Annotated in this window: 23 protein-coding genes; 7 read left to right on the top strand and 16 right to left on the bottom strand. The window is 71.3% G+C overall.

Features of this window, described 5'->3' with window-relative positions; translation table 11 throughout:
- The first annotated feature begins 1033 nt into the window (after window positions 1-1033).
- Window positions 1034-3865, top strand: a complete 2832-nt coding sequence (locus ISU07_RS20725) for an ATP-binding protein (RefSeq protein ID WP_194708740.1) — start codon at window positions 1034-1036, stop codon at window positions 3863-3865.
- A 189-nt stretch (window positions 3866-4054) separates the two neighbouring features.
- Here the strand turns inward: ISU07_RS20725 and ISU07_RS20720 are convergent, their stop codons facing one another.
- The 10 genes from ISU07_RS20720 to ISU07_RS20680 form a co-directional block, all read right to left on the bottom strand.
- A complete protein-coding gene (locus tag ISU07_RS20720; RefSeq protein WP_194708739.1) occupies window positions 4055-4498 on the bottom strand; it encodes a hypothetical protein in 444 nt (147 codons plus the stop codon).
- A gap of 187 nt (window positions 4499-4685) precedes the next feature.
- Window positions 4686-5327 carry a hypothetical protein gene (locus ISU07_RS20715; protein ID WP_194708738.1) on the bottom strand — a complete coding sequence of 214 codons (642 nt, stop codon included), beginning with the start codon at window positions 5325-5327 and terminating at the stop codon, window positions 4686-4688.
- A complete protein-coding gene (locus tag ISU07_RS20710) occupies window positions 5324-5914 on the bottom strand; it encodes a hypothetical protein (RefSeq protein ID WP_194708737.1) in 591 nt (196 codons plus the stop codon). Before ISU07_RS20710 ends, ISU07_RS20715 begins: the two co-directional genes overlap by 4 nt.
- Entirely contained in the window at window positions 5911-6807 is an 897-nt protein-coding gene (locus ISU07_RS20705) for a hypothetical protein (protein WP_194708736.1), read from the bottom strand. Before ISU07_RS20705 ends, ISU07_RS20710 begins: the two co-directional genes overlap by 4 nt.
- 29 nt (window positions 6808-6836) lie before the next feature.
- On the bottom strand, window positions 6837-7712 hold the full coding sequence (locus ISU07_RS24285; RefSeq protein ID WP_323742735.1) for an ATP-binding cassette domain-containing protein: 876 nt from the start codon (window positions 7710-7712) through the stop codon (window positions 6837-6839).
- The gene (locus tag ISU07_RS24280) at window positions 7709-8542 is read right to left on the bottom strand and encodes a zf-HC2 domain-containing protein (RefSeq protein WP_228522309.1); all 834 of its coding nucleotides are present in this window, start codon (window positions 8540-8542) and stop codon (window positions 7709-7711) included. Before ISU07_RS24280 ends, ISU07_RS24285 begins: the two co-directional genes overlap by 4 nt.
- A complete protein-coding gene (locus tag ISU07_RS20695) occupies window positions 8539-9108 on the bottom strand; it encodes an RNA polymerase sigma factor (RefSeq protein ID WP_194708735.1) in 570 nt (189 codons plus the stop codon). The genes ISU07_RS24280 and ISU07_RS20695 overlap by 4 nt, the downstream gene beginning before the upstream one ends.
- Window positions 9109-9213: 105 nt before the next feature.
- Complete coding sequence (locus ISU07_RS20690; RefSeq protein WP_194708734.1) at window positions 9214-10674, bottom strand: nitroreductase family protein; 1461 nt, start codon at window positions 10672-10674, stop codon at window positions 9214-9216.
- An 83-nt stretch (window positions 10675-10757) separates the two neighbouring features.
- Window positions 10758-11663, bottom strand: coding sequence for a hypothetical protein (locus tag ISU07_RS20685; protein ID WP_194708733.1), 906 nt, complete (start codon window positions 11661-11663; stop codon window positions 10758-10760).
- A gap of 155 nt (window positions 11664-11818) precedes the next feature.
- Window positions 11819-12325 carry a SigE family RNA polymerase sigma factor gene (locus ISU07_RS20680; protein ID WP_194708732.1) on the bottom strand — a complete coding sequence of 169 codons (507 nt, stop codon included), beginning with the start codon at window positions 12323-12325 and terminating at the stop codon, window positions 11819-11821.
- A 197-nt stretch (window positions 12326-12522) separates the two neighbouring features.
- Here ISU07_RS20680 and ISU07_RS20675 point away from each other — a divergent pair, with 197 nt between their 5' ends.
- From ISU07_RS20675 to ISU07_RS20665, 3 genes are read left to right on the top strand one after another with little or no spacing between them, the layout of a single operon-like run.
- Window positions 12523-13227, top strand: coding sequence for a succinate dehydrogenase cytochrome b subunit (locus ISU07_RS20675; RefSeq protein WP_323742734.1), 705 nt, complete (start codon window positions 12523-12525; stop codon window positions 13225-13227).
- A 21-nt stretch (window positions 13228-13248) separates the two neighbouring features.
- Window positions 13249-15267 (top strand): fumarate reductase/succinate dehydrogenase flavoprotein subunit, encoded by a 2019-nt coding sequence (locus ISU07_RS20670; protein ID WP_194708780.1) that lies wholly within the window; start codon window positions 13249-13251, stop codon window positions 15265-15267.
- Entirely contained in the window at window positions 15264-16004 is a 741-nt protein-coding gene (locus ISU07_RS20665) for a succinate dehydrogenase/fumarate reductase iron-sulfur subunit (RefSeq protein ID WP_194708731.1), read from the top strand. The genes ISU07_RS20670 and ISU07_RS20665 overlap by 4 nt, the downstream gene beginning before the upstream one ends.
- Before the next feature lie 62 nt (window positions 16005-16066).
- Here the strand turns inward: ISU07_RS20665 and ISU07_RS20660 are convergent, their stop codons facing one another.
- Genes ISU07_RS20660 through trpS form a run of 3 tightly spaced genes read right to left on the bottom strand, consistent with a single transcriptional unit; the run spans window position 16067 to window position 18759 of the window.
- On the bottom strand, window positions 16067-17137 hold the full coding sequence (locus ISU07_RS20660) for a YihY/virulence factor BrkB family protein (protein WP_194708730.1): 1071 nt from the start codon (window positions 17135-17137) through the stop codon (window positions 16067-16069).
- 4 nt (window positions 17138-17141) lie between these two features.
- On the bottom strand, window positions 17142-17660 hold the full coding sequence (locus ISU07_RS20655) for a 2'-5' RNA ligase family protein (protein ID WP_194708729.1): 519 nt from the start codon (window positions 17658-17660) through the stop codon (window positions 17142-17144).
- Between the two features lie 10 nt (window positions 17661-17670).
- Window positions 17671-18759 (bottom strand): tryptophan--tRNA ligase, encoded by a 1089-nt coding sequence (trpS, locus tag ISU07_RS20650; RefSeq protein WP_194708728.1) that lies wholly within the window; start codon window positions 18757-18759, stop codon window positions 17671-17673.
- Window positions 18760-18846: 87 nt separating this feature from the next.
- Between trpS and ISU07_RS20645 the strand changes: the two genes are divergently transcribed.
- Genes ISU07_RS20645 through ISU07_RS20635 form a run of 3 tightly spaced genes read left to right on the top strand, consistent with a single transcriptional unit; the run spans window position 18847 to window position 21581 of the window.
- On the top strand, window positions 18847-19350 hold the full coding sequence (locus ISU07_RS20645) for a sigma-70 family RNA polymerase sigma factor (RefSeq protein ID WP_194708727.1): 504 nt from the start codon (window positions 18847-18849) through the stop codon (window positions 19348-19350).
- Window positions 19334-20449: a hypothetical protein gene (locus tag ISU07_RS20640; RefSeq protein WP_194708726.1), complete on the top strand. Its 1116-nt coding sequence runs from the start codon at window positions 19334-19336 to the stop codon at window positions 20447-20449. The genes ISU07_RS20645 and ISU07_RS20640 overlap by 17 nt, the downstream gene beginning before the upstream one ends.
- Before the next feature lie 19 nt (window positions 20450-20468).
- Window positions 20469-21581, top strand: coding sequence for a GNAT family N-acetyltransferase (locus tag ISU07_RS20635; RefSeq protein ID WP_194708725.1), 1113 nt, complete (start codon window positions 20469-20471; stop codon window positions 21579-21581).
- 5 nt (window positions 21582-21586) lie between these two features.
- Here the strand turns inward: ISU07_RS20635 and ISU07_RS20630 are convergent, their stop codons facing one another.
- The 3 genes from ISU07_RS20630 to ISU07_RS20620 form a co-directional block, all read right to left on the bottom strand.
- Window positions 21587-22066 carry a hypothetical protein gene (locus ISU07_RS20630; RefSeq protein WP_194708724.1) on the bottom strand — a complete coding sequence of 160 codons (480 nt, stop codon included), beginning with the start codon at window positions 22064-22066 and terminating at the stop codon, window positions 21587-21589.
- 236 nt (window positions 22067-22302) lie between these two features.
- On the bottom strand, window positions 22303-23523 hold the full coding sequence (locus ISU07_RS20625) for an MFS transporter (protein WP_194708723.1): 1221 nt from the start codon (window positions 23521-23523) through the stop codon (window positions 22303-22305).
- A 291-nt stretch (window positions 23524-23814) separates the two neighbouring features.
- Window positions 23815-26043 carry an NADP-dependent isocitrate dehydrogenase gene (locus ISU07_RS20620; protein ID WP_194708722.1) on the bottom strand — a complete coding sequence of 743 codons (2229 nt, stop codon included), beginning with the start codon at window positions 26041-26043 and terminating at the stop codon, window positions 23815-23817.
- Window positions 26044-26053: the final 10 nt, after the last annotated feature.

Here is a 26053-nt window from a genome sequence, read left to right as displayed (position 1 = left end):
CCCGATCCCCCGGATCGACTCCTCCGGGCAAACTAGCACTCTCGCGGTTTCTGAGCAGATGGCTCAAGGCCCCGCTGCCCTTCGCCCTACCCAGCGTCACACCGCCGCGACTGCCTATCCTCCCTCGCGGTGGGGAGACCGTCTCTCTCGCAGCCATCTTGGAGTTCGGCTCTTCGATTTCGAAGTCAGGTGCCAGGCCTTGCATGGGCCGCACCAGTACGACCCGGTCGGAGCCTTTCGACCGCGTGACCGGCAGGACTCGTGCATCGCGCGCAGGGCGCGTTCGGCGGACCACTGGGACGGGTAGGACTTCTTCGAGCAGTCGAGCATCGCGACCGTTCCTCAGGGCGCGTGCTCAACTGGCTCATATCCAGCCCGGCACGATGGGTTCGCGACTGAAGTCGCTCGGCCCGGTCGGAGCGTGTATGTCTCCGTCTGACGAGACCGCAGATTACCGACCAACTCCCTTGGACGGCCAGCGTCCACCACGCAACAGTCGCCGTGCGTCACTTCGCCTGTTACGCAACCCGCACTGGGCTGGCGCGCCTAAGCAAAGGTGCGTTCGCCTGGTTCAATCACTTGTCGTGAGGGAGCACGAACTTTACGGGCATCGCTGCAGGGCCGGCGGCGGAGACTCGTAGACGTTTCGAGGAGACCGGCCCGGGAAAGGTCCTGACCCGGGCCGGTCCCCTCAGGCACGGATCACCGGGGGCAGTGGCGTAGCCACCCCTCCACAGCGTCCGGCGTCTGGGGCAGGTACCGAACGGCGAGCCGGCAAACGTCCTGCTGGCGGTGCGTGCCACCACGGGTCGCGCTCGCGGGACCCGAGGGCGTGATGGCGAGAGTGACGGCCACGGTTGCCAGAGCGGCGACCGTGCGGGCCTTGGTCGAGATGTTCATGAGGGTGCCTTCCTGTGCCTGAGTGGACTCGACGAGCCTCGGGTCGTTGGACCCTCGCTTGACGAAACTGGACAGGACTGGACGGTCAGATGACCGCTAGACCCCTCGCCGGGCTGACCGGCATCCTGATCCTGTGCCCGGTTTGTCGCGTCCGGACGTCGCCGCAGGTCCGCGACGTGACCTGGTGGAGGCACTGCACGACCTGCACCACCGCGCCGGCTGGCCCAGCCTGCGCGTGATCGCCCGCCAGGTGGGCTGCAGCCCGACCACGGTGTCTGCGGTCTTCACCGCTCCGCGACTGCCGGCATGGGGACTGCTCGAGCTGGTCGTGGAGGCGCTGGACGGCGACGTCGACCGCTTCCGCGGCCTGTGGCTGGCCGCCGGGTCCCCGGACCCCACCTGGGACCTGCCGATGGCCGGTCGGGTCGCCGAGCTCGACACGGTCCGCCGGGCACTCGAGTCACCGGGGCTACTGCTCGTGACGGGCGAGGCAGGCATCGGCAAGACCACCCTGGTGGCGACGGCATCCTTGGGAAGATCGGTCGACTCACGGGTGGCCCGAGGCGCCGGCCTCCCGCTGTCGGGGCAGGTGCCACTGCTCCCGATCGCCGACGCCTTCCGGAGTGTGTGGGAACTCGACAACGGCAACCGGGTTCGCGAGGTTCTGGCAGGCTGTGCGCCGTACGTCGCTGACACCCTTGGCACGCTCCTCCCCGAACTAGGCACCCCGGTGCCTTCGCCGGCGGGCAGATCGTCGCGACAGCGGATCCTGTCAGCCGTGTCCGCCGCCCTGGTGGCGCTGGCGGGGCGCGGTCCGTTCGCGCTCGTGCTCGAGGACCTGCACTGGGCCGACAGCGGGACTCTCGACATCGTCGAGTACCTCGTGTCACGCCGATCGACAGTCCCGGTCGTCGCCACCTGGAGACTGGCTGATCCCGCGACCCCGTCGCAGCACCTGGACTGGCTGGGTCGCGTTGCCCGCGACCGTTGGGTCAACGTGCTCGAGCTGGGCCCGTTGTCACGCGAGGAGACTGCCCTGCAGCTGGCCCTGCTGGGAGCCGACCTGCCGCTCGACCGGGTCTTCACCAGGTCGCTGGGACAGCCGCTGTTCACCGAGCAGCTCGCCAGTCACGACGCGTCCGACCTGCCCGTGGCACTGGCTGATCTCCTCGACCGCCGGCTCGGGCGGCTCGACGCCACCACCTGGCCCCTGGTCCGGGCGCTCGGCGTGGCCGCGCGGCCCCTTCCAGAGCGGGTCCTGCCTGCAGTCACCGGACTCGGCCTCACCGACCTGGCGGACGGCATCCGGCGACTTCGTGCGCTGCGTTTGGTGGCGCCAGGCCGGACGCCCGAAGTCGCCCTCCAGCACCCGTTGCTGGCCGAGGCAGTCGAGCGTCGCACCACGGCCACCGAACGCGCCGAGCAGCATCGGAGTCTCGCCGTCGCCCTCGGGACGGAGCCCGGCAGGTCGGCTGCAGAGGTGGCGGAGCACTGGCACGGCGCCGGAGACCCCGAGGCCGAGCTGACCTGGCGGCTCCAGGCCGCCAGGGACGCATGGTCGAGGCTGGCCCTCGACGAGTGCCGGACCCAGTGGCGGCGAGTGCTGGCACTCTGGCCGGAGGATCGCGCTGAGGCAGGCGAGCCGCCGGTCCACGTCGGCACGATGCTCATCGAGGCCATCGATGCCATGGCGGCGCGCGACGCCGTCGAAGCCCTGCGGATCGCCGATCGTGCGCAGGACCATCTGGCGTCCTTGACGGCGGAGGAGACAGCGGCGCTGTACCAGCGCATCGGTGACCTGACGGGCGCCGTTCACAGTCCGACCATCGGACTCGGGTACGTGTCGTGGGCTCTGCGCATCTACGAGCGGCTACCTCCTTCAGCAGGCCACGTCGAGGCGCTCGAGCGTCTCGAAGGACTGCTGGGCGCGCTGGGGCGACGGAGCGACGGAGCCGCAGCCGCGGCACGCGGCGTGGAGGTCGCGCGCGAGGTGCGCGACCCCCGCCAGCTGCGCCGCCTGATCGCCTTGCGCGGCTGGCATCTCGCAGCCTCGGGCAGGGTCGACGAAGCGGACGGTGCCTTCGTCGAAGCCGCCGCGGTGGAAGTGCCAGGGGGCGACCCGATCGGGGACGTGGAGCTTGCCTGTGGTCGCACGGACGTCCTGCTCCGCTGCGCCGCTCCCGCGGCGGAGATCGCGGCGGCCGCAGCGCCTGGCCTTGCCGTCGCGGATCGTTGGCAGCTCACGACGTACGGCACGTCGGTCCTGCGAGGCAACGTCGGTCAGGCCCTTCTGCAGGCGGGCGACCCGGACGGTGCTCGCGCCGTGGTCGATCCTGGACTCGTCGGCGGCGCGAACCTGGACACCTGGGCGGCGCACCTCCAGCGAGCCGAGCTCGACGTGGCCGCCGGAGACCTTGAGACGGCCCTGGCGCGCTTCACGGCCATCGAGGCCCTGGGACTCGTCAGCATCGCCCAGCGCGCGGAGGTCATGTCGCGGTCCGTGGTGGCTCGCTGCTGGCTTGGCCGGCACCAGGAGGCGTTGGACCTCGTGCTTCCCCTGCTCGAGGAGACCCTGACGACCGAGGACCCGGACAGCTGCTGGCTGCTCTTGGTCCCGGCCGCGCGAGCGGCGGCCGACGCCTCGTCGAAGGCCGCTGCCCACCGCGTCGCCCGAGTCGCGGGCGCAGCCCGGGGCTGCATGATGGCAGCTCTCCCGGCACAACAGGCGATGGTGGGTCAGGAGCTCGCGCGCTCGCGGGATCGCGACCGCGTGCAGGACTGGATCCGGGTTGCCGTGGCATGGGACCGGCTAGCACGACCGTACGACGCGGCGTACGCGCGGCTGCGAGGTGCGCAGGCTGCCAGGCGCTCGGGCGACCAGACGACCGCTCAGCAGCTGCTCCGGCGGGCCGCGCGCGACGCACGACGCCACCGGCCCCTCACGGACGCGATTGGCGCGACCTGACCCTCGCTCCACGCGGAATTCGTTGCGAGCGCTGTCGGCCATCGCGACACGCTTGTTCTGAGAAGACCACACTACGCAGCCATTGGCGTCCGTCCCTGCGCAGTCACAGGGCCGAGAAGAGGCCACGGTCGGCGGCCATTCGGCTGCCCGCATTCGGTCCAACCTCGCGGAGCGACGGCGCGTCCACCGTCATTCCGCCATGGGCTGCCACACGAGCTCAGCAACGTCCAATACCAACACGGGGCTCGTCGCATTCGGATCGTCGGAGGACCGAACCTCGCCCACACACGCACACACCACGTCGTTGAGCCGGCTGTAGCGATCGTCATCGCTGAGGTGGAACACAGAGCCGACGATCTGCCTTCGCCCGGGCGGGTACGCCCGCCCGTAGCCGCGAGACTCGAACATGATGGTGGCCCCGTCGTCGGTGTCGATCACCGCGCGCAGGTCGGGGCAGAAGGGCCCGTCCGAGGTGCGTCTCAGGGGAAAGTTCGCTCCCTGGAAGCTGCCGCTGATCGCGCCCTCGCACCGGCCATCGATCAGGTACAGGTGTTGTTGCCAACCACCTTCGAGATCCACCGCCCATCCGTGCGGATAGGTGAAACGAATCCGATACAGCGGCTCGACCCTCATGCGCTGCCCCTCGCGATCGCACGTGTCTCTGGAGCGTGCCACAAGGCGTCCTGCGTCGCGACCACCGCGAGACCGCCCAAGGGCGGTGAGGATCCAAGAGCGTCTACCGCTGCGGTCTGGCGGGAGGTTGCCGCCACCCGATTGGCCGACGAGCACGTACGGCGGGCTCAGCGGCAGCTTCGCCGCTTCATGGCGCGACGTCCAACGCGCGGTGCGGGATGGCCGCACCGAGGCTGAAGACGGCGAGGAACGAGTAGTAGTAGATCGCGACCCAGAGCCCTCGTGCTGTGGTCACGGCGAGGTCGGGTCCGCCGAACGACTCGACCGTGAGCGCCCAGATGGGGATCGCAGTGAGGGCGAGGCCACCGCACAGTGCTCGAGCCCATCGGGGGCCGCGGCCCGACAGCGCGAAGCCGCCGGCCATGGCGTAGAGCGGGACACCGAGTGCTCCCCCTCCGATTCCGTCCTCGAAGATGCCGAGCACCCCGAGCGGTCCTTCACTGAACAGAACCGCAGCGAACAACAGCGGTGAGAGGGCCAGCCAACGCCAGCCGCGGCGACCGCCCGTCCTTCGGACATGTTCTGCCCACCCGAGGGTCATTCCGATCGCGAGGCCCGGCAGAAGGACGAAGCCGAACGTTCCGAACCAACTCACACTCGACTCGTCGGTGATCTGGGCCATGAAGCCCCGAAGCCCCGACGCCCAGGCAAGCCCGCAGAGCCCGCCCCCGGTCACCAGCAAAGCTGCGCGGGGCACCGTCCTACTCGCCTTGGTCAGCAGCGACCCCGGCTCACGCGCCGCAGACCGTGGAACCGCCGCGGTCTTCATGGGCGTAGTCCTGGCCGGAGCGCCAGGGCACTGAGGGCTGCGCCGGTCAGCGCCACCCCCAGCCACACCGTTCGCACGGGATCCGGGAAGTCACCGATGGGATAGAGCGTTCCCCAGCTGAACAACCCGGCGAACGTCACCGGCGCGACCGCGGCGATCGCCACCACCGGGGCGAGCAGGGCGCCGGGCGTCGGGACGAGTCGTCGGGAGGCGAGCGCCGCCAGGCCGGTGACGAGCAGGACGGTCGAGCCTCCCAGCAGCCACCAGCCCGGCTGTGCCAGGGACACGTGGCCGGGCCGCACGCTCACGATCAATGCCCACAGCGACAGCGGCACCAGCGCCACACAGAGCCGGTTGACGCGCCGCCAGCTCGCGCCGCGCGGGGTCACGGCCACCACCGGAAGGCCGTCTTCGTCGTAGACGAACGCCGCGGCGGCCGCACAGCACGCGAGCAGCGCCGGGGCGAGCAGGAAGGCGTCGTCAGGCCACCGCGCGAGCAGGACTGCGGTGATGGCCGCGGCGCCACAGGCCCCGAGCACCGGGTGCCACGCCACGCCGCGCCGCAGGTACCAGAACCGAGCGTTCAACTCGTCGCTCGTGACGGGATCGGGTCGGAGACCCGGTTGTCGTGGTTGCCGGTGGTGGCCGCGAGGACGAAGAACGCCAGCGCGGCGGCCGCGACGGCCGCGACGAGGATGCGGAACCTGGGCGTCCTGGCAGTGCGGTCGTGCCACATCGCCCCCAGGACGGCGAGGGCGCCGAGAGCCAGCAGGTAGCAGAGATAGGCGGCCGGGTTGCCGGCGATGAGCGTCTGCGTTCCGTCCGCGTTGTCGCCGGTGTGGAAGATGGCCCACGGCACCCAGAGCCGCCACTCGGAGCTGCTGGTCTCCAGGAGCGGGACCTGCCCGAGCAGCGTCACCACGATGAGTGCGACCACCACCATGGCCGGGGCGCCGCGGAAGCGGAGCCAGCGGCCGGTCAGCACGCCCAGCAGCGCACCGTCCAGGCATGCGACCGGGCAGAGAAGCACGATGCTCCACACCTGCCAGTCGGGAAGCGTGCCGAACCACCACTCCTGCGGAGCCACGCCGATACCCCTCGCGCTGACCACGAGGGCGGCCGTGAAGACCAGCCCGGCCAGGAACGGCGGGATGCCGGCCGCGGCGAGGGCGAGCGTCCGGCGGGCCTCGGTGCCGGGTGCGGTCGCGACGGCCTCCACGGCGACTTCCGTGGACCGGGTGAGCCAGGCGGCGGCGATCACACTGGTCAGGCCGATGTAGAAGGCGCCCAGCAACGGCAGCGTGAGCGCCACCGGGAGCCCTTTCTCGTCGCCGACGAGGACGACGTACAACCCCAGCACGAGGAAGCCGAGGACGACGCCGAGGACGAAGACGGGGTGGCGGGCCATCCGGCGGGCCTCGATGACGGCCATCGCGCGGTGGCCCGCGATGCCGGAGGTGGGTATGGAAAGACTGCTCATCGGTCGCTCCAGGTGTGGTCGGGACAGCGTCACGAGGGTGTGTGGACACGTTGCGCATCGGGCCCGAGCATCAGCAGGTAGGCGTCCTCGAGGGTCGGCTCGGCGGGATCCGCGCCGACGGGCCGCCTGCCGCCGACGACGTGATGGCGTCCGGTGCCGGTCCGCCAGCTGACCAGTGCGTCTTCGCCGGGTTCGTCGGCGAGCCAGACCTGGCCGACGGCGGTGGCAACCAGGTCGGTGACGGCACCGTCGAACCTGACCGTGCCGCCGGCCAGCACGACCACCCGCTCGCAGAGCGCGGCGACGTCCTCCGTCTGGTGGGTGGACAGCAGCACCGTGGAGCGGTGGGCCACAGCGGACAACGAACGTCGCAGGTCGGCGCGCTGCGCCGGGTCGAGGCCGGTCGTGGGCTCGTCGAGCACGAGCAGCCGCGGTTCCCCGAGCAGCGCCTGAGCCAGCCCGACACGCCGGCGTTGCCCACCGGACAGCCGGCTGATCCGGACCGAGGCCTGGTCGGCGAGCCCGACCGCGCCGAGCACCCGGCGTACCTCCTGAGACCGGACCTCGCGGTCGTTCCACTCCTTGAGGACCGCGACGTACTCGATGAACCCGAAGGCGGTCATGTCCGAGGGGTAGCCCAGCTCCTGCGGCAGGAAGCCGAGCTCGCGACGCACCGCGGTCACCTCGGCCTGAGAGCGTTGCGGGTCGCGCCCGAGCAACCGGACGTCGCCGCTGTCCGCAGCGATCGACGTGGCGACGATGCGCAGCAGCGTCGTCTTGCCGGCGCCGTTGGGGCCGAGCAGACCCGTGACGCCTTGGTCGAAGGCGATGTCCACATCGGCGAGGGCGCGGATGCGGCCCCGGCCGTAGCGCTTGCTGACACCGGTGAGCTCGACGGTGCTCACAACGCCACCCCCGGCTGCCGGTCGGCACCGGCCCGGATCGCGATCACGGCACAGGCGACCACGGCCAGCCCGAGGTAGACCCCCTGCTGGGCGGCCTCGACCGGCCAGGTGGGCGCAAGGGCACGCGTCGAGCCGAGCACGACACCGGACCAGAGCAGCGACACGACGGCCGCCGCGGTCCGTGGCCCGACGAAGCCGGCCAGCGCCAGCAGCACCGGCACCAGCGCCAGGGCAGGGCCGAGCCACGCCGCGGCGAGCCACGGCGGCCCGGGAATGGCGAGGCCGAGCAGGACGGTGACCGGCAGCACCGACACCAGGACGCCGATCGTGCGCAGCAGGATCAGCCGGGTCCGCCCGTACGGCGCGGTGGCGATCAGCGCCTCGAGCGGGTCCTGACGCGGGCCGTAGGCGGCGGCGACACCGAGCACCGGCGCCAGCGGCGCGGCCAGGAGGAACGGGGCGAGCGCCGTTCCGCCTGACGCGTAGGCGGCCAACGTCGCGAACGACAACGACAAGAAGGCGCCGACCAGCCAGGCACCGCGCAGCGAGGCCGCCGACGCGAGCAGAACCGCCGTCGGCTCCGAGAGCCCGCACCGCCGGGCGAGGCGCACGGCGAACGGCAGAGCCGGACGCTCGACGACGTCGCGGATGCCGGTCCACGTCTGCTCGAGCAGCTGTGGCTCCACCAGTCGCCCGACCGTCGCCCGGCACGTCGCACATCGGCTGACGTGCTGCTCGACCGAGGCGCCGGTGACCGCATCGAGGTCTCCGGCGAGGTAGCTCGACAGCAGCGCCGAGTCGGCGTGCCAACCCTGGGTCCCCGTGGTCATCGCCATCCCTCCTGCGGCTCGGTGAGCGCGGTCCTCAGCTGTGCCTTGGCGCGGTGGAGTCTCGTCTTCACGGTGTTCTCGCGGACACCGAGAAGTCGTCCCGCCTCCTTCGTGGTCAGGCCGTCGAGCACGACGGCCTGCACCACCGAGCGGAACTCCGGTGACAGGCGTCGCAACCCCGCTGCCAGATCGCCGTACTCGACTCCGAGCAGCACCTGGTCCTCGGCGGAGGGCATCACCTGCGGCGGCGCCGGCGGCACGTCCCAATCCGGGATGAGCACCGCGTCCCGCCGGGACCGCAGCCGCGAGACCATCCGCCGGAACGCGATGCCCCACAGCCACGCACCGACCTCGCCGTCGTGACGGAACCGCCGCGCGTCCTTCCAGAGCGTGACGAAGGTGTCCTGCACGACCTCGACGACGACCTCCGGATCGTTGCAGCGGCGGAGGAGCCGGGCGTGCAGCCAGGCGCCGTGCCGCCCGTAGAGCTCCCGCAGCGCCGTCATGTCCCCCTCCGCGACCGCAGCCACCAGTGCTGCGTCGGTCACGATCGGGGTGGTGCCCATGACCTCACTGTCGCAGTGGCTACGCCTTTTGGTTCCCGTCCGCCGACGTCAATACGCGGATTGCGGGACTCTCGCCGGCTCTGCAGCGCTCGGGTCGTGCGGGGACTAGGACGTGCGCGGCGTCACCTTCGCGACCTCGACGGGCGCGCCGGGGGGTCCGGCGGTCGCCGACCGGTACTCGGGCACGCCCACGCAGGTGAGGAGCAGCCCGTCGGCCGGCTCGCCCACCACGTCGGCGATCTCGCTGTCGGCGAACGTCATGCCGGAGGCGGCGGCGCCCATCGCGTACGCGAGGAGGTGCAGCCGGCCCTCCACGATGCCCGAGCCCAGCTGGGCCTCGCGGTAGGCGCGATCGTCGAGCGACCCCACGTCGGCGATCCCGATCGTGACGAACGCCGCCTCCTGGGCGAGGCCCTGCTCGAGCGCGAGGACGTAGAGCTCGTCGCGGACGTCGCCGACCCGCCGCGGGTCGGGCTCGGGCCACAGGTAGATGCCGGGCGCCATCTCGTCGACCGCGTGCACCGCGACCACGTGCGCCACGTCGATCCCGCGCGTCCCGGCGAGCATCGACGTCCGGAACATGTCGAGCGAGACACTCCGGGTCGGGTCGAGGAGCCTGGTCGAGCCACGCGACCGGATCACCTCGTCGAGCGACGGGCCGTCCACCACCGGGACACCCACGGGCGGCGCCGAGGGCCACGGCGATCCGAGCGCGTCCAGGTCACCGGCGCGCTGCGCCGCCGTCACGAGCGGGAACTCGACGGGCGCGACGTCGACCTGTCCAGCCACGGCGGGGCCGGCCGCGGCGACGGCGGGTGACCCTCCGCCCATCGTGACCAGCGCGACCGGCCACTCGTGGACGCCGTCGGCGCCGACCAGCGTCGTGACGTCGCCGTCGGGGAACCTCGTGGTGAGGGCGGGCTCCAACCCCGCCGATGCGGCCGCGGCCAGCAGGTGCGAGAGCATCGTCCCCGCGTCCCAGTAGACGTGACGGTATCCCCGCTCGCGGTAGCTCCACCCGGTCCGCCAGGGGACGCCGGTGACGACGACGGTGGGCGTCCCGCCGTCCGGAGCCGGACCGATCCGGACGAGCGCGTGCTCCTGCGGGTGGTACCAGTGCACGCCGGCCGGGACGCCGTGGCCGTCCGGCACGGCGACGTACAGCTCCAGCGGGAACCGTCCGCCGGCCGAGCCCGCGTTGCGGTACAGCCAGGTGGCGTACGGCCGGACCGTCGTCCGCACGATGCCGGCCGCCAGGTGCAGCACCCGCGAGAGCTGGGGCAGGTCGAGCGTGCCAGGAGCGATCGCAGCGGTTCCGGCGAGGACCGCGACCGCGGGTGCCGCGGTGGTCGGCAGGTCGCGCGGGAGCGACACCGTCGGGAGCCCGTCCGGGTACCGCTTGTAGAACCAGGGGAGGCGGTCGGTGTCGTTCACGACCAGGTCCGCGACCACGCGGGGATCGTCCACGGGCGGCGCCCAGTTCAGGTCAGGGTCCGACGCGTCGTACCTGCCGTACGAGGTGAGGCGGTGTAGCGCCTGGGTGGCGGTCTCGGTCGAGGGAGCCATCGGGCACCCATCCTCCCAGACGGCGAACGACGGCCGAGGCTCCGTCGGGCACCGTCCACGACCGCATCGCGGACCGTCCTCGCTCAGCCACCCAGGGCGGTCCTCAGGTCGAACCACGTGGACGCGTCATCCGACGCGATGCCCAGGTCCGCCAGCACCTGCTTCAGGTCGTTGATCGGCGGCTTCGGGTCGGCGTCGACGAAGTCGATGAACACCTGGGCTTCGTCAAGGCTGAGGCCGATGCGCTCGCCGTCCACGAGACAGCCGGCGTGCCCGCGGTAGGTGAAGCTCGCCGGGTGGAGGCTGCCGTCGTCGCCTTCGCAGTCGCTGCCTGTCTCGGCAGTGGCGTGGATGTGGATGGCATCGTCGAGCGACAGCCACCACTGCCAGTCTCCGTCCCAGAAGGCCACGCTCACGTCGTGAGCGGCCTCCAGCGACGGCAGCGACGCGGGCATCGTGCCGACGCGGACCGGGACGCGCAGGGCCTCGCCTCCGGGGCGGACGGCCGCGGCAGCGCCGAGCATCTTGCTGCGCAGGTCCGAGGGCAGCGCCGATTCGATCCAGCCTGCGGACACGGTGGCCCACGAGTCCGGTGCGTACTCCCAGGCCAGGATGGCCGCGTGGCCTCCGCCGCCTTGCGTGCTCAGCTCGATGTAGGTGCCGGGGAGGCCATGGACGGTGACGGGTTCGCGGGTCCCGTTCCTGGGCAGCTCGAAAGGCCGGCCCTCGTAGTACACCTCAACCTGCAACTCCATGCCGTTGCTGTCGCCACCGAAGACCCGGACACCGGCCGACTGCCGGTCCTGGTCGATCGCCCAGTCGCCGTTCGCTACCAGGAAGGGCACCGGCTCGATGTGGAAGCCGAGCTCGGACACGTCGAGCAGGGACTCCGGCGCAACCAGCGGAGTGGTCAACCCTGACGGGTCTGCCGGCTGCGGCACGTCGTCAGCCGAACGGCCGCCGTCGGACAGCGACACCGCCGCGACCACCGCGACAACCCCGAGAGCCACGCCCGCGGCGAGCAGGCCGCGGTTGCGTCGTACCCGGCCACGACCGCGGCGGAGGTCGTCGGCGAGGGGCACGAGGGGCGCAGCGATGTGGTCGTGGTACTCCACCAGCCGGCTCAACACGTCCTGTTCGTGGTTCATCGTTCTTCTCCCTGCCCGAGTGCGGCCCCGAACGCCGGGGCGAGTGTCCGCCGGAGCGCCGCGAGCGCGTCGGCGCTCTGGCTCTTCACGGTGCCCGTGCTGATCCGCAGCTCTGCGGCGGTCTCCTCGATGGTGAGGTTCCAGATGTGGCGCAGCACGATCACCCGGCGTTGGCCCGGCGGAAGCGCCCCGAGCGCGGCCCTGATCACCTGGGCGTCCTCGACCGCGAACCCCGGCTCGAGTGGTACGTCGCGGGGCTCCGTGGGCCGTTCACGCCGCCATGGCCTGCGCCGGTCGCTGTAGTGCGCATTCACGATGATCGAACGCACGTAGCCGTCGATGTTGTCCATCCGCTCGACCCGGCCCCACGCTGCGTACAGCCGGGTCAACGCGTCCTGGACGACGTCCTCGGCACGATGCGGATCCCCACAGATCAGGAACGCGGTCCGGAACAGCTGCGGCCGCCGCGCCGCCACGTACTCGACGAACGCTGACTCGTCCATGGCGGCCCCCTTTCGGACACCTAACGCACGAGCATGGCCGAAGTGTTGGGTCGAGAGCCCAACTTTCTCGGTCGACGTCAGCGCCACCATCTCACTCGCGCACCCACGGATGGTCGACCCAGGCTGGTCACGCGCGTGCACGTTCACACCCCTCCAGGGGTCGGCGTGCGACGCCGCTGGCGATAGCGTGCTGTGCCGTGGCAACCACCAGCACCTTGGTGAAGGGCACCCGAGGCGTTCGCACCACCATCGCCCTGAAGATCCTGATGGCCGTCAGCGGTCTGCTGTTCCTCGCCTTCGTCGCCCTGCACATGTACGGCAACCTCAAGGCCTTCGCCGGGCACGACGCGTACAACGAGTACGCCCACCACCTGCGCACGTTCGCCGAGCCGATGCTGCCGTTCGGCGGGCTGCTGTTCGTCACGCGGGTCGTGCTGGTGCTCTCACTGGTCGTGCACGTCGGCTGCGCCGTCGCGCTCTGGCGGCGCGCGCAGGCCGCTCGCACGGTGCCGTACGTCGTCAAGAAGCACACCGGAGCGACGTACGCGAGCCGGCTGATGCGCTGGGGCGGTGTCACGATCCTCTTGTTCATCGTCTGGCACCTGCTGAACTTCACCATCGGCAAGGTCAACGTCAGCGGCGGCCCGACGAGCGACCCGTACGACCTGGTCGTGGACTCGTTCCAGGTCTGGTGGCTGACGCTGATCTACCTGGCGGCGATGCTGATGCTGGGGGCCCACCTGCACCACGGCATCTGGAGCGCGCTCCAGACGCTCGGCCTCACGCCGCACGCCCGTTCCCGCCGGCTCGCCAAGCAGGCGGCGTTCACGATCGCCCTCGTGATCTCGGTGGGGTTCAGCCTCGTGCCGGTGTTCGTGCTCGCCGGCGTCATCGACAAGTAGGGAGCGGCACCCGTGACGGACATGCCCGACACCACGACCACCGCGCCCGAGTCGGCGACGGCGCCCGCGGAGTTCGCCGATGATGCCGCCGGCTACTACACGCCGGGCGACCCGATCCGCGACACCAAGGCGCCGAGCGGCCCGCTCGACGAGCGCTGGAACACCCGGCAGTTCGAGGCCCGGATCGCCAACCCCGCCAACCGCCGCCGGCTGTCGGTGATCGTGGTCGGCACGGGCCTCGCCGGCGCGAGCGCGGCCGCCACGCTCGGCGAGGCCGGGTACGTCGTGAAGTCGTTCTGCTACCAGGACTCCCCGCGCCGCGCCCACTCGATCGCGGCGCAGGGCGGCATCAACGCGGCCAAGAACTACAAGGGCGACGGCGACTCCGTCTACCGGCTCTTCTACGACACGATCAAGGGCGGCGACTACCGCTCGCGCGAGTCGAACGTCTACCGGCTGGCCCAGGTCAGCACGAACATCATCGACCAGTGCGTCGCGCAGGGCGTGCCGTTCGCGCGCGAGTACGGCGGCCTGCTCGACAACCGCTCGTTCGGCGGTGTCCAGGTGTCCCGGACGTTCTACGCGCGCGGCCAGACGGGGCAGCAGCTGCTGATCGGGGCGTACCAGGCGCTCGAGCGCCAGGTCGCCGCCGGCACCGTGCGCTGCTACACGCGCCACGAGATGGTCGAGCTGATCGTCGTCGACGGCCGCGCTCGCGGGATCATCGTGCGGGACATGGTCACCGGCGAGATCGAGACCTACTTCGCCGACGTCGTGGTGCTGGCCAGCGGCGGCTACGGCAACGTCTTCTTCCTCTCCACCAACGCGATGGGCTGCAACGTCACCGCGACCTGGCGTGCGCACCGCAAGGGCGCCTACATGGCCAACCCCTGCTTCACGCAGATCCACCCGACGTGCATCCCGGTCACCGGCCACCACCAGTCCAAGCTGACGCTGATGTCGGAGTCGCTGCGCAACGACGGCCGCATCTGGGTGCCGAAGAAGAAGGCCGACTGCACCAAGGACCCGCGTGACATCGCCGAGGAGGACCGCGACTACTACCTCGAGCGCATCTACCCGGCGTTCGGCAACCTGGTCCCGCGAGACATCGCGTCGCGGCAGGCCAAGAACATGTGCGACGAGGGGCGCGGCGTCGGCCCGGAGGTGGAGGGCGTGCGCCGCGGCGTCTACCTCGACTTCGCCGACGCGATCGAGCGGCTGGGCCGCGAGGCCATCGAGGAGAAGTACGGGAACCTCTTCGACATGTACGCCCGGATCACGGGCGAGGACCCGTACTCGGTGCCGATGCGCATCTACCCGGCCGTCCACTACGTGATGGGCGGGCTGTGGGTCGACTACGACCTGCAGACCACGATCCCCGGCCTGTTCGTGATCGGCGAGGCGAACTTCTCCGACCACGGCGCCAACCGGCTCGGCGCCTCCGCGCTGATGCAGGGCCTGGCCGACGGGTACTTCGTGCTCTCCAACACCATCCGCGACTACCTGGCCGACGGGCCGTTCGACCGCATCGCCGACGACGACCCCGCGGTCGTCGAGGCGCAGACCGCCGTCCAGAGCCGGATCGACCACTTCATGTCGAACACTGGGACCCGGTCGGTCGACTCCTACCACCGCGAGCTCGGCAACATCATGTGGGAGTACTGCGGCATGGAGCGCACCGAGGACGGGCTGCGCAAGGCGATCGACCTGATCCGCACGCTGCGCGACGACTTCTGGCGCAACGTGAAGGTGCTCGGTTCCGCCGAGAGCCTCAACCAGTCACTGGAGCGCGCCGGCCGCGTCGCCGACTTCCTCGAGCTCGGCGAGCTGATGTGCATCGACGCGCTGAACCGCCGCGAGTCCTGCGGCGGCCACTTCCGCGCCGAGTCGCAGACCGAGGAGGGTGAGGCGCTGCGGCGCGACGAGCAGTACTCGTACGTCGCCGCGTGGGAGTGGGCGGGCCCCGACGACCCGCCCGTGCTGCACAAGGAGGACCTCGTCTACGAGTTCGTCGAGATGAAGGCGCGGAGCTACAAGTGAAGCTGACCTTGAACATCTGGCGCCAGGCGAGCACCGCGTCGGCCGGGGAGATGAAGACCTACCAGGTCGAGGCCTCCCCCGACATGTCGTTCCTGGAGATGCTCGACGTCCTCAACGAGGAGCTCAACGAGAAGGGCGAGGAGCCCGTCGCCTTCGACTCCGACTGTCGCGAGGGCATCTGCGGCATGTGCGGGCTGATGATCAACGGCGAGCCGCACGGGCCCGAACGCACCACGACCTGCCAGCTCCACATGCGGTCCTTCGCCGACGGCGACACGATCACCATCGAGCCGTGGCGCAGCACGGCGTTCCCGGTGCTGAAGGACCTGTGCGTCGACCGCGGGGCCTTCGACCGGATCATCCAGTCCGGCGGGTACATCTCGGTGAACACCGGCGCCGCCCCGGACGCCCACGCGACGCCGGTGCCGAAGGACAACGCCGACCGCGCCTTCGACGCCGCGACCTGCATCGGCTGCGGCGCCTGCGTGGCGGCCTGTCCCAACGGCTCGGCGACGCTGTTCCTGGGCGCCAAGGTCACCCACCTCGGCGAGCTTCCCCAGGGCCAGGCCGAGCGGTGGAGCCGCGTCGTCGACATGGTCGGTCAGCACGACCACGAGGGCTTCGGCGGCTGCACCAACATCGGCGAGTGCGTCGCCGCGTGCCCCAAGGAGATCCCGCTCGACGTGATCTCCCAGCTCAACAGCGACCTGAGGACGGCGATCCGCAAGGGCCACTGACCCGCTGGTCGAGGAGGGACGAAGTCCCGTCGCGAGACCCGCGGGCGGTCTCGTGACAGGCGCTAGCGCGCCTTCCTCGACCAACGGGAGGCGAACGCCACGACCGCCAGCATCAGAGCTGCGCCCGAGCCGAACCAGGCGGACGCCGGCACGTCGGGCGGCGTACGGCGGGCGGCCCGTTCCGGCAGGACCAGCTCGACGCCGCGGGCCTCGGCCAGGTCCGGGCGCGAGGTGCGCTGGATGACCTGCGGCAGCGGGACGGTGCGGGGTGAGGTGAAGGCCCACGCGGCGGCGTACATCGCCAGGCGGGAGAAGTAGTTGATCCAGACGAGCAGGATCAGCGCGATGCCGAACGCCTGGAAGGCGGGCTGGTCCTTGGTGGCGCCGATGAGGTACGACGACGCCCACTTGAGCGCCTCCGCGCCGATCGCGCCGAGGAGGGCGCCGTTCCAGAGGGCGCGCCTGGGCAGCTTCGGCTTGGCCAGCAGCCGGAACAGCGCGAAGAAGAGCACCATGTCGGCGAGGCCGCCGACGACCACGCCCAGCAGCGTGAGCAGCCAGGTGAGGTCGGTGTCCAGCCCCACGAGGTCGAGCAGGTCGCCCGAGAACCCGGTGATGGCACCGGAGATCGCCACGGACACGACCAGGACCAGGCCGATCACTCCGAGCGTGACGAGGTCGCGGAGCTTGCCGGCCACGAACGACGGCTGGATCGACGGGGGCTCCTGGAACATGTCGATCAGCGCGTCCCGCATCGCCGAGAGCCAGCCGAGGCCGGAGTACAGCAGGGCGACCAGGCCGATCAGCCCGACGGTGCCGGCCGCGTCCTGGACGGACTGCAGCGAGATCTGGTCCTCGTCGGGACCGACCAGCCCGGGGAGCACGGTGTCGAGGGCCTTGACCAGCTCGTCCTGCGCCTGCGGCCAGACGCGCGCGACGTACCCGATCACGAAGAACGCCAGCGCGAGGATCGGGAAGGACGAGAGGAAGGCGAAGTACGTCGCGGCGCCGGCCTGGATGTTGCCCTTCACGCGCGAGTAGTGCTGCTGCGTGCGGACGCCGTGGTCCAGCAGGCGCGAGCGGGCCCGTGCCCGGTCGAGTGTCGCTGCGGCCCGATCCTTCAGCGAGGTCATCGCGTCAGCCGCTCGCCCGCTTGAGCGGGAACTCGCGGGTCGGCCGCCAGCCCTGGGTCTCGTCGTGCACGTAGAGGTGGAAGGCGCCGACCTCGAAGGCGCAGTCGAAGGCCGCCAGGTCGTCGAAGGCGCGATCCATGACGTCCTCCTCGAGGTGGTGGGCGATGGTCACGTGCGGGTGGAAGGGGAACTCGACGTCGATGTCGAGGGGCCCGGTGCGCACGGCGGCGGCCAGCTGCTCGGTCTGCGAGATCCCCTCGACCAGGCTGACGAACACGACCGGTGAGACCGGCCGGAAGGACCCCGTGCCGCGCAGGTGCACGTCGAAGGTGGCCAGGTCGTCGGCGACCTGGGCGAGATGGTCCTCCACCCCGCCGACCTGGCTCTCGTCCAGCACCGTCGGAGGCACCAGCGTGATGTGCGTGGGGATCAGTGCCGCGGACGGGTCGAGGCTCGAGCGGTAGTCCTGGAGCTCGGTGGCCCAGGGCTCCGGGATGGAGAGGGCGACTCCGATGACAGGCACCCCACCGACCCTAGCGACCCCCAGGTCCGGGGTGGCCCGGCAGTCGGTTCGCGGCCACGAACCCCACGCGCTGCCAGACGTCGGCCAGCGTGGCCTGGGCGACCTCGCTCGCCGTCTGCCGGCCCTGCTCGATCACGTCACTGAGCTGCTGCTGGTCCTCGAGGAGCTCCAGAGTGCGGTCGCGGAAGGGCGTCACGAAGTCCACGACCACGTCCGCGAGGTCCTTCTTCAGGTCGCCGTACCCCTTGCCGGCGTACTCCTCCTCGAGGTCGGCGATGCTGCGTGCCGTCAGGGAGGAGTAGATCGTCAGCAGGTTGCTGATGCCCGGCTTCTCCTCGACGTCGAAGCGGATGTCCGAGCCCGAGTCGGTCACGGCCGAGCGGATCTTCTTGGCGCTGACCTTGGGGTCGTCGAGCAGCTCGATGATGCCGCCCGGCGAGGACGCGGACTTGGACATCTTGGCGGTCGGGTCCTGGAGGTCGGTGATCTTCGCCGTCGACTTGAGGATGTAGGGCTCCGGCAGCCGGAACGTCTTCTTGTAGCGGTGGTTGAACCGCTGCGCGAGGTCGCGGGTCAGCTCGAGGTGCTGGCGCTGGTCCTCGCCCACGGGCACGTAGTGGGGGCGGTACAGCAGGATGTCGGCGGCCTGGAGGATCGGGTAGGTGAAGAGGCCGACGCTGGCCGCGCCCTCGCCACCCTTGGCCGACTTGTCCTTGAACTGCGTCATCCGGCGAGCCTCGCCGAAGCCCGTGAGGCACTGGAGCACCCACGACAGCTGGGCGTGCGCCGGGATCTGGCTCTGCACGAAGATCGCCGAGCGCTCGGGGTCGATGCCCATCGCCAGGAGCTGCGCGGCGGCGCGCAGGGTGCGCTCGCGGAGCACCTTCGGGTCCTGCTCGACGGTGATCGCGTGCAGGTCGGCGATGAAGAAGAACGGCTGGTGGTCACGCTGGAGGTCGACCCACTGGCGCAGCGCCCCGAGGTAGTTGCCGAAGTGGAAGGAGTCCGCCGTCGGCTGGATGCCTGACAGCACCCGCGGGCGGGCGGCGTCGGTGGGTGCGGTCGGGACCGCCAGCTCGGGCTCGGTGATCGCGCTCATGACGGGCTGCATTCTGTCAGGGGTCCGATGCAACCCCGCGCGCCGTCCGGAGGTCGCATAGTTGGGACCATCTGACGAGGAGGGCACGTGGACGACCGGCGGCTACGTGAGGTGTACGCCGCGGCGTACCCGCGCCTGGTCGGCCAGCTCACCGGCGTCACCGGGGACCCGGCCGAGGCCGAGGACGTCGTGATGGAGGCCTTCGCGCGCGCCGCGGCCCGTCCGCGGGAGTTCGAGGAGCTCGACAACCCGGAGGCCTGGCTGCGCACGGTCGCCGTCAACCTCGCCCGCAGTCGCTGGCGCAGGCTGCTGCGCCGCTCGCACCTGCTCCCCCAGCTGGTGGAGTCCGAGGCGTACGCCGACCTGCCCGAGGATCGGATCTCCCTGATGGCCGCCCTCCGTGCCCTGCCGACGGCACAGCGGGAGGCGATCGCCCTGCACCACCTGGCCGGCCTGCCCGTCGCCGAGGTCGCGCTGACGCTCGGCGTGCCCGAGGGGACCGTGAAGGCCAGGCTCGCCCGCGGCCGCGCCGCCCTCGCCACTCTCTTGTCCGAGACCACCCAGGAGGACGACGTTGTCGAACGTAGATGAGCTCCCCGACCTCGCCGGTGAGGTCAGCGCACGCACCGTCACGCCGCCGTACGACGCGGTGACCGGACGCGTCCGCGCCCGTCGCCGCCGCGCCACGGCGGGCACCCTGGCCGCCACCGCCTTCGTCGTCGGCGGTCTGGCGTTGTGGCAGGACCTGTCACCCGCGCCCGCGCCGGCCCCCGCCCCGCCGGTCACCAGTCCGGGCTCGATCGACGGCTCCTGGCGTCAGGTGGTCGACGGCACCGACTCGCACCCGTTCGTGATCTCCGGCACCGACGACGGCTCCGTCGCGGTCGTCTGGCGCGCCCTCGAGCCGGGGGCGCCGACCTTCGCCCTCGTGGTCCGCGGGCCGGACGGCACGGTGCACGGCCGGTGGCTGGACGAGCCGCTCTCCCTGACCCCGGTGCCCGGGGGGTGGGTGGGCACGTACTCGTCGCGCGCCTGGCTGATCACGACCGACGGCCACTGGAGCGCACTGCCCGAGCCGACAGGCCGTCGGGACGCGCGAGCCGGGGACGTGCTCGTGCGCGGGCAGTACTCCAGCTGGCTCTACTCCCCGGTGGACCGCAGCCTCGCAGCCGTGCCGGACCTCGACGGCGGCGTCGCCGACGGGTACGTCACGCCGGACGGCGTGCTGGACACGTGCCGGTGGAACGGCCGCTTCCAGATCTTCTTCTCCCCGTCCGACATCCTGCGCGAAGGCGTGCCCGGCAAGACCTGCGTGATGGCGGGACGGGGCGACGACCTCGCCATCGTCGGCCTCGGCGACCGTCCCGACGGCGGCATCCCCATGACGGGCCTGATGACCCGGTCGGGCGACATCTGGCACTACCCGCAGGCCGACCTGCTCCCGGGCGTCTCGTCCGTGGTCGTGACGCCCGGGGGGAGCACCGTCGTCACCGACGCGAGCAGCGGCCGGTGGCTGCTGGTGCGTCCCGACGGTCAGGTCACGACGCCGCAGCGCAAGGTGGGCGAGGCGTTCGTGGCCGGCAACCGCCTGTACGTCTCGGCGTACGGGTTCATGAAGGGTCCCCTCTTCTACTCCGAGGACGACGGTCGCACCTGGACCGAGACCGTGCTGCCCGGCATCGGGGAGTGAGCCTGAGAGGGTGGCCCGCATGCCGCCCGTGATCGCGCCGACCCTGACCGACGGCCCCGTCACCCTGCGCCACCCGCAGGAGAGCGACGTGCAGGGCTCCTGGGAGCAGTGCCAGGACCCGCTGTCGCAGCAGTGGACGACCGTCCCGATCCCGTACTCCCACGCCGACGCCCGCGACTTCATCCTCGGCTTCGTCCCAGGCGCGTGGGAGAGCGACACCGAGTGGGGGTTCGTGGTCGAGGCCGAGGGGCGGTACGCCGGCCACATCTGCCTGCGCAACGAGGGCGACCGCAGGGCCGAGATCGCCTACGGCTCGCACCCGTGGGTGCGCGGCACCGGCCACATGGAGCACGCCCTGCGGATGCTCCTCGACTGGGGCTTCCGGGAGAAGGACCTGGCGACGGTCATCTGGCTGGCCAACGTCGGCAACTGGGCGTCGCGACGACTGGCGTGGAAGCTCGGCTTCTCGTTCGAGGGCACGCTGCGCCAGTGGCTGCCGCACCGCGGCCAGCTGCGCGATGCCTGGGCCGGCACGCTCCTCGCCGACGACCCGCGCGAACCGCACGGGCGCTGGATCGACGACGCCGTGCTCGACGGCGGCGGCGTGCGGCTGCGGCCGTTCGAGGAGCGGGACGCCGAACGCGTCGTCGAGGCGTGCCGGGACGAGCGGACCCGCACCTGGCTCGCCGAGCTGCCGTCGCCGTACGGTCCCGACGACGCGCTCGCCTTCATCCGGGGCAGGACGTCGATGCGGGCCGCGGGACGTGGCCTGAGCTGGGCGGTCGCCGACCCGTCGACCGACCTGCTGATCGGCTCGGTCGGGATCTTCGACCTGCCCGACGACCTGGCGTTCGGCGAGGTGGGCTACTGGGTGCACCCCGAGGCGCGCGGCCGCGGTGCGATGACCGAAGCCGTCGGGCTGGTGCTGCGGCACGCGTTCGAGGTGCTCGGCCTGCAGCGGGTCAAGGCGTACGCCGCCGCGGACAACGCCGCCTCACGCCACGTGCTCGAGGCGAACGGGCTGACCGAGCACGGCGTCGAGCGCCTGGGCACGGTGACGGCCGACGGCCGGGTGGACGCCGTCCTCTATGACGTCCTGCGCGGGGAGTGGGCGCGCAGGGCGGCCGGCTGAGGCGCCTACGGGCAGAGGATCGGGGAGACGCAGTTCGGCGCGAACGTCAGCTCCTGCGGGCCGAACGTGAGGTTCGCCGTCGCGTTGGTCGTGAGGTTCGTCGCGGTCATCTGCACGAAGACCGTGTGCTTCGCCGCGCTGTTGGTCAGGTTGTAGACCAGGACCAGGTTGCCGTCGCCGCCGGTCAGCGTCTGGTCGGCCGGCAGTGCGGCGACGCTTCCGTCGAACGTGAACGCCGTGAAGTGGAACTTCCAGTCGGCGCTGCCGGCCGTGGTCACCGACAGCACGGCCTTGAAGTTGAAGTTGTTGCCACCGGAGCCCGGGCACTTGCAGCTCGCGCCGGCCGTGACGACCGGGTTGGTGTTCGAAGCGGCGAACGCCGGCGCGGCCACGGCCACGGCCACGGCGGGCACGCTCCAGGCGGCCCCACGGGTGACGGTGCGCCTCGAAACGCGCTGACGCGCGACGGTCTGGGACGACGACATGCTGAGCTCCCGGAAGGGTTGGGGGGATGGCGGCCTGAGGAATGGGGGGGCACGACGGCCAGTGCGGACAACGTAACCCGGGCGTCGGGCCCCACGCGGTCGAACTGGTTGAAACTCGACCGATTCGGTACAAATGCGCCCGGGCGGCCGCGAGGGCGTAGTCACAAATGACTACGCCGCCTAGGCCCGAGGGGGCTGTGCGAGCTCCGACTGCGGTCGATCCGAAGGATCGGCCGCTAGTCCGTGCGTACGACGTGCGACCGCGATCGCCGCTCCAGGGCCGCGGCGACGACGAGGACCGCGAACCCGGCCAGCGCCAGCGCCGCACCGACGATGCCGGTCGACCGGTAGCCGTAGCCGGCCGCGATCACCAGCCCGCCCAGCCAGGCGCCTGCGGCGTTGGCGATGTTCAGCGAGGCGTGGTTGGACGCGGCGCCGATCGTCTGGGCGTCACCGGCGACGTCCATGAGTCGCAGCTGGAGGTTCACCACCAGCACCGAGCCGAGCACCGTGATGAGGAAGCCGATCGGCAGGAGGGCCCAGCCGTACGGCGCGACGGCCGAGAAGGCGAGCAGCACCGCGGCCAAGCCCAACGCCGAGCCGAGCAGGGAGCGGAACACCGACCAGTCGGCGAGCTCGCCGGCGAGCCACGTGCCGACGACCATGCCGAGTCCGAAGGCCAAGAGGAAGAGCGGGACCGTGCCCTCGGACAGCCCACCCACCTCGGTGACGGTCGGTGCGATGTAGGAGTACACCGCGAACATCCCGCCGAAGCCGACCGCACCGGCCAGCAGCGTGAGCCACACCTGGGGCTCGCGGAACGCCTGGAGCTCGCGCCGGCCGGTCGCCTCGCCGTCGCCGGGGCAGGACGGCACGAACAGCAGCACGAGCAGCGCGGTCACCAGGGCCAGGCCGGTGACCGCCCAGAACGCGGACCGCCACCCGAGGTGCTGGCCGAGCCAGGTCGCGGCGGGCACGCCGACGACGTTGGCCACCGACAGGCCCAGCATCACCATCGCGACCGCGCGCCCCTTGCGCGCCGGCGGCGCCAGGGAGGCGGCCACCAGCGAGGCCACGCCGAAGTACGCGCCGTGCGGGAACCCGGTCGCCACCCGCGCCAGGCTGAGCAGCCCGTACGACGACGCGACGGCGCTGGCCGCGTTGCCGACGGCGTAGGCCACCATCAGCCCGATCAGCAGGCCGCGCCGCGGGAGACGGGCGCCCAGGAAGGCGAGCACGGGCGCTCCGATCACCACGCCCACGGCGTACGCCGAGATCACGTGCCCCGCCGTCGGGATCGAGACGTCCACGCCCTCCGCGATCTGCGGCAGCAGCCCCATCGTCACGAACTCCGTCGTGCCGATCGCGAACCCGCCCATCGCGAGCGCGAGCACGGCGAGGACGAAGTGCCGGGCGCGTACGGGTGCGTCGGTGGGCAGGGGGGCCGTCGTGGTCATCGCGGGAACAGCCTCCCGCAGCCCCCGACTATTCCGTGAACCCGCGCACGTCGACAGGACGCGGTTCGTCTGCGGTCCGCTGCCGAGTCTCCCGCTCGGCCGACGCGGACGAACCGGTGGCGGGACCGAGAGCTGGCCGATCCGTGGGTGCCAGTAATCGCGCGATCGCGGCCGAATGGCAGATCCACGGCCCCGAAACCTGCAACAACCGCGCGATCGCAGCGAAACCGGCAGCGGCGCACAGCCACCGGCTCCCGTGACCGGCGCGAGAGCGCCGTCCTCGTCCAGCGGTCAGAGCGAGGCGAGGACCTCGTTGAACGTCGTCGACGGGCGCATGACCGCGGCGGCCTTCTCGGGGTCGGGGCGGAAGTAGCCGCCGAGGTCGACCGGGGAGCCCTGCACGGCGATCAGCTCGTCGGTGATGACCTGCTCGTTGGCGGCGAGGGTCTCGGCCAGCGGGGCGAACGCCTTGGCCAGAGCGGGGTCGTCGGTCTGCTTGGCCAGCTCCTGGGCCCAGTAGAGGGCGAGGTAGAAGTGCGAGCCGCGGTTGTCGATCGAGCCGACCTTGCGGGCCGGGGACCTGTTCTCGTTGAGGAACGTGCCGGTGGCCCGGTCGAGGGTCACGCCGAGCACCTTCGCCCCGGAGTTCCCGGTCGCGGTGGCGTAGTGCTCGAAGGAGACGGCCAGGGCGAGGAACTCGCCGAGGCTGTCCCAGCGCAGGTAGTTCTCCTTGAGCAGCTGCTGCACGTGCTTGGGCGCCGAGCCGCCGGCCCCGGTCTCGAAGAGGCCGCCGCCGTTCAGCAGCGGGACGACCGAGAGCATCTTGGCCGACGTACCGAGCTCCAGGATCGGGAAGAGGTCGGTGTTGTAGTCACGCAGCACGTTGCCGGTGACCGAGATGGTGTTCAGGCCCTGGCGGATGCGCTCGACCGACAGCCGAGCCGCGTCGACCGGTGCGAGGATCTGGATGTCGAGGCCGTCGGTGTCGTGGTCGCGGAGGTACTCGTGGACCTTCGCGATGAGGTTGGCGTCGTGGGCCCGGGTCTCGTCCAGCCAGAACACGGCCGGGTCACCGGTGGCACGGGCGCGGGTGACGGCGAGCTCGACCCAGTTGCGGATCGGCAGGTCCTTGGTCTGGCAGGCGCGCCAGATGTCGCCCGAGCGGACGTCGTGCTCGAGCAGCGTCTCGCCGGCGCTGTTGACGACGCGGACGGTGCCCGCGTCGGCGATCTCGAACGTCTTGTCGTGCGAGCCGTACTCCTCGGCCGCCTGTGCCATCAGTCCGACGTTCGGCACCGTGCCCATGGTGGCCGGGTCCAGGGCACCGTGCTCGCGGCAGTTGTCGATGACGGCCTGGTAGATGCCCGCGTACGACGAGTCGGGGATCACCGCCAAGGTGTCGTCCTCCTCGCCGTCGGGTCCCCACATGTGCCCGGAGGTCCGGATCATGGCGGGCATCGAGGCGTCCACGATCACGTCGCTGGGCACGTGCAGGTTCGTGATGCCGCGGTCGGAGTCGACCATCGCCAGCCGCGGTCCGGCGGCCAGGCCGTCGGCCACGGCCTGCTTGATCGCGTCACCCTCGGGGAGCGACGCGGCGCCGGAGAGGATGCCGCCGAGGCCGTCGTTCGGGGAGATGCCGGCGGCCTCGAGGGCGGCGCCGTGCTCCTGGAACAGCTGAGGGAAGAACGCCCGGACGACGTGGCCGAAGATGATCGGGTCGGAGACCTTCATCATCGTGGCCTTGAGGTGGACCGAGAACAGCACCCCGTCGGCCGCGGCCCGGACGATCTGCTCGGCCAGGAACGCGCGGAGCCTGGCGACGTCCATCCGGGTCGCGTCGACGACCTCGCCGGCCAGGACGGGCACGGACTCCTTGAGCACCGTGACCTCGCCGTCGGTGCCGACGTGCTCGATGCGCAGGGTGTCGTCGGCGGGCAGGACGACGGACTGCTCGCTGTGGCGGAAGTCGCCGTCGTCCATCGTGGCCACGCTGGTCTTCGACTCGGGCGACCACGCGCCCATCGAGTGCGGGTGGGTCCGGGCGTACTGCTTGACCGAGTCGGGCGCGCGCCGGTCCGAGTTGCCCTCGCGCAGCACCGGGTTCACCGCGCTGCCCTTCAACCTGTCGTAGCGCGCGCGGGCGTCGCGCTCCTCGTCGGTGGCCGGCTCGTCGGGGTACGCCGGGAGGTCGTAGCCCTGCTCGCGGAGCTCGGCGATCGCGGCCTTCAGCTGGGGGATCGACGCGCTGATGTTGGGCAGCTTGATGATGTTCGCCTCGGGCCGCTTGGCCAGCTCGCCGAGCTCGGCCAGGTGGTCGGCCATCCGCCGGTCCTCGGGCAGCCGGTCACCGAAGGCCGCGATGATGCGGCCCGCCAGCGAGATGTCGCGGGTCTCGAGCGGCACGCCCGCCTGCGCGGCGTACGCCTGGACGATCGGCAGGAAAGAGTACGTCGCCAGCAGCGGCGCCTCGTCGGTGTGGGTGTAGATGATCGCCGAAGAGGGAACAGGTGAGGGCACGTTCGGACGC

Source organism: Nocardioides islandensis (genome assembly GCF_015352455.1).
GTDB lineage: Bacteria > Actinomycetota > Actinomycetes > Propionibacteriales > Nocardioidaceae > Nocardioides > Nocardioides islandensis.
The sequence above is the reverse complement of the archived record's forward strand: the minus strand, read 5'-3'. Positions and strand labels throughout refer to the sequence as shown.

Coding starts and splice junctions, on each gene's coding strand:
- ISU07_RS20660 (WP_194708730.1), bottom strand. CDS start 17,137: ATGACCTCGCTGAAGGATCGGGCCGCAGCGACACTCGACCGGGCACGG.
- ISU07_RS20680 (WP_194708732.1), bottom strand. CDS start 12,325: ATGGACGAGTCAGCGTTCGTCGAGTACGTGGCGGCGCGGCGGCCGCAG.
- ISU07_RS20690 (WP_194708734.1), bottom strand. CDS start 10,674: ATGGCTCCCTCGACCGAGACCGCCACCCAGGCGCTACACCGCCTCACC.
- ISU07_RS20720 (WP_194708739.1), bottom strand. CDS start 4,498: ATGAGGGTCGAGCCGCTGTATCGGATTCGTTTCACCTATCCGCACGGA.
- trpS (WP_194708728.1), bottom strand. CDS start 18,759: ATGAGCGCGATCACCGAGCCCGAGCTGGCGGTCCCGACCGCACCCACC.
- ISU07_RS20635 (WP_194708725.1), top strand. CDS start 20,469: ATGCCGCCCGTGATCGCGCCGACCCTGACCGACGGCCCCGTCACCCTG.
- ISU07_RS20695 (WP_194708735.1), bottom strand. CDS start 9,108: ATGGGCACCACCCCGATCGTGACCGACGCAGCACTGGTGGCTGCGGTC.
- ISU07_RS20630 (WP_194708724.1), bottom strand. CDS start 22,066: ATGTCGTCGTCCCAGACCGTCGCGCGTCAGCGCGTTTCGAGGCGCACC.
- ISU07_RS20625 (WP_194708723.1), bottom strand. CDS start 23,523: ATGACCACGACGGCCCCCCTGCCCACCGACGCACCCGTACGCGCCCGG.
- ISU07_RS24280 (WP_228522309.1), bottom strand. CDS start 8,542: ATGACCACGGGGACCCAGGGTTGGCACGCCGACTCGGCGCTGCTGTCG.
- ISU07_RS20705 (WP_194708736.1), bottom strand. CDS start 6,807: ATGAGCAGTCTTTCCATACCCACCTCCGGCATCGCGGGCCACCGCGCG.
- ISU07_RS20715 (WP_194708738.1), bottom strand. CDS start 5,327: ATGAAGACCGCGGCGGTTCCACGGTCTGCGGCGCGTGAGCCGGGGTCG.
- ISU07_RS20670 (WP_194708780.1), top strand. CDS start 13,249: ATGCCCGACACCACGACCACCGCGCCCGAGTCGGCGACGGCGCCCGCG.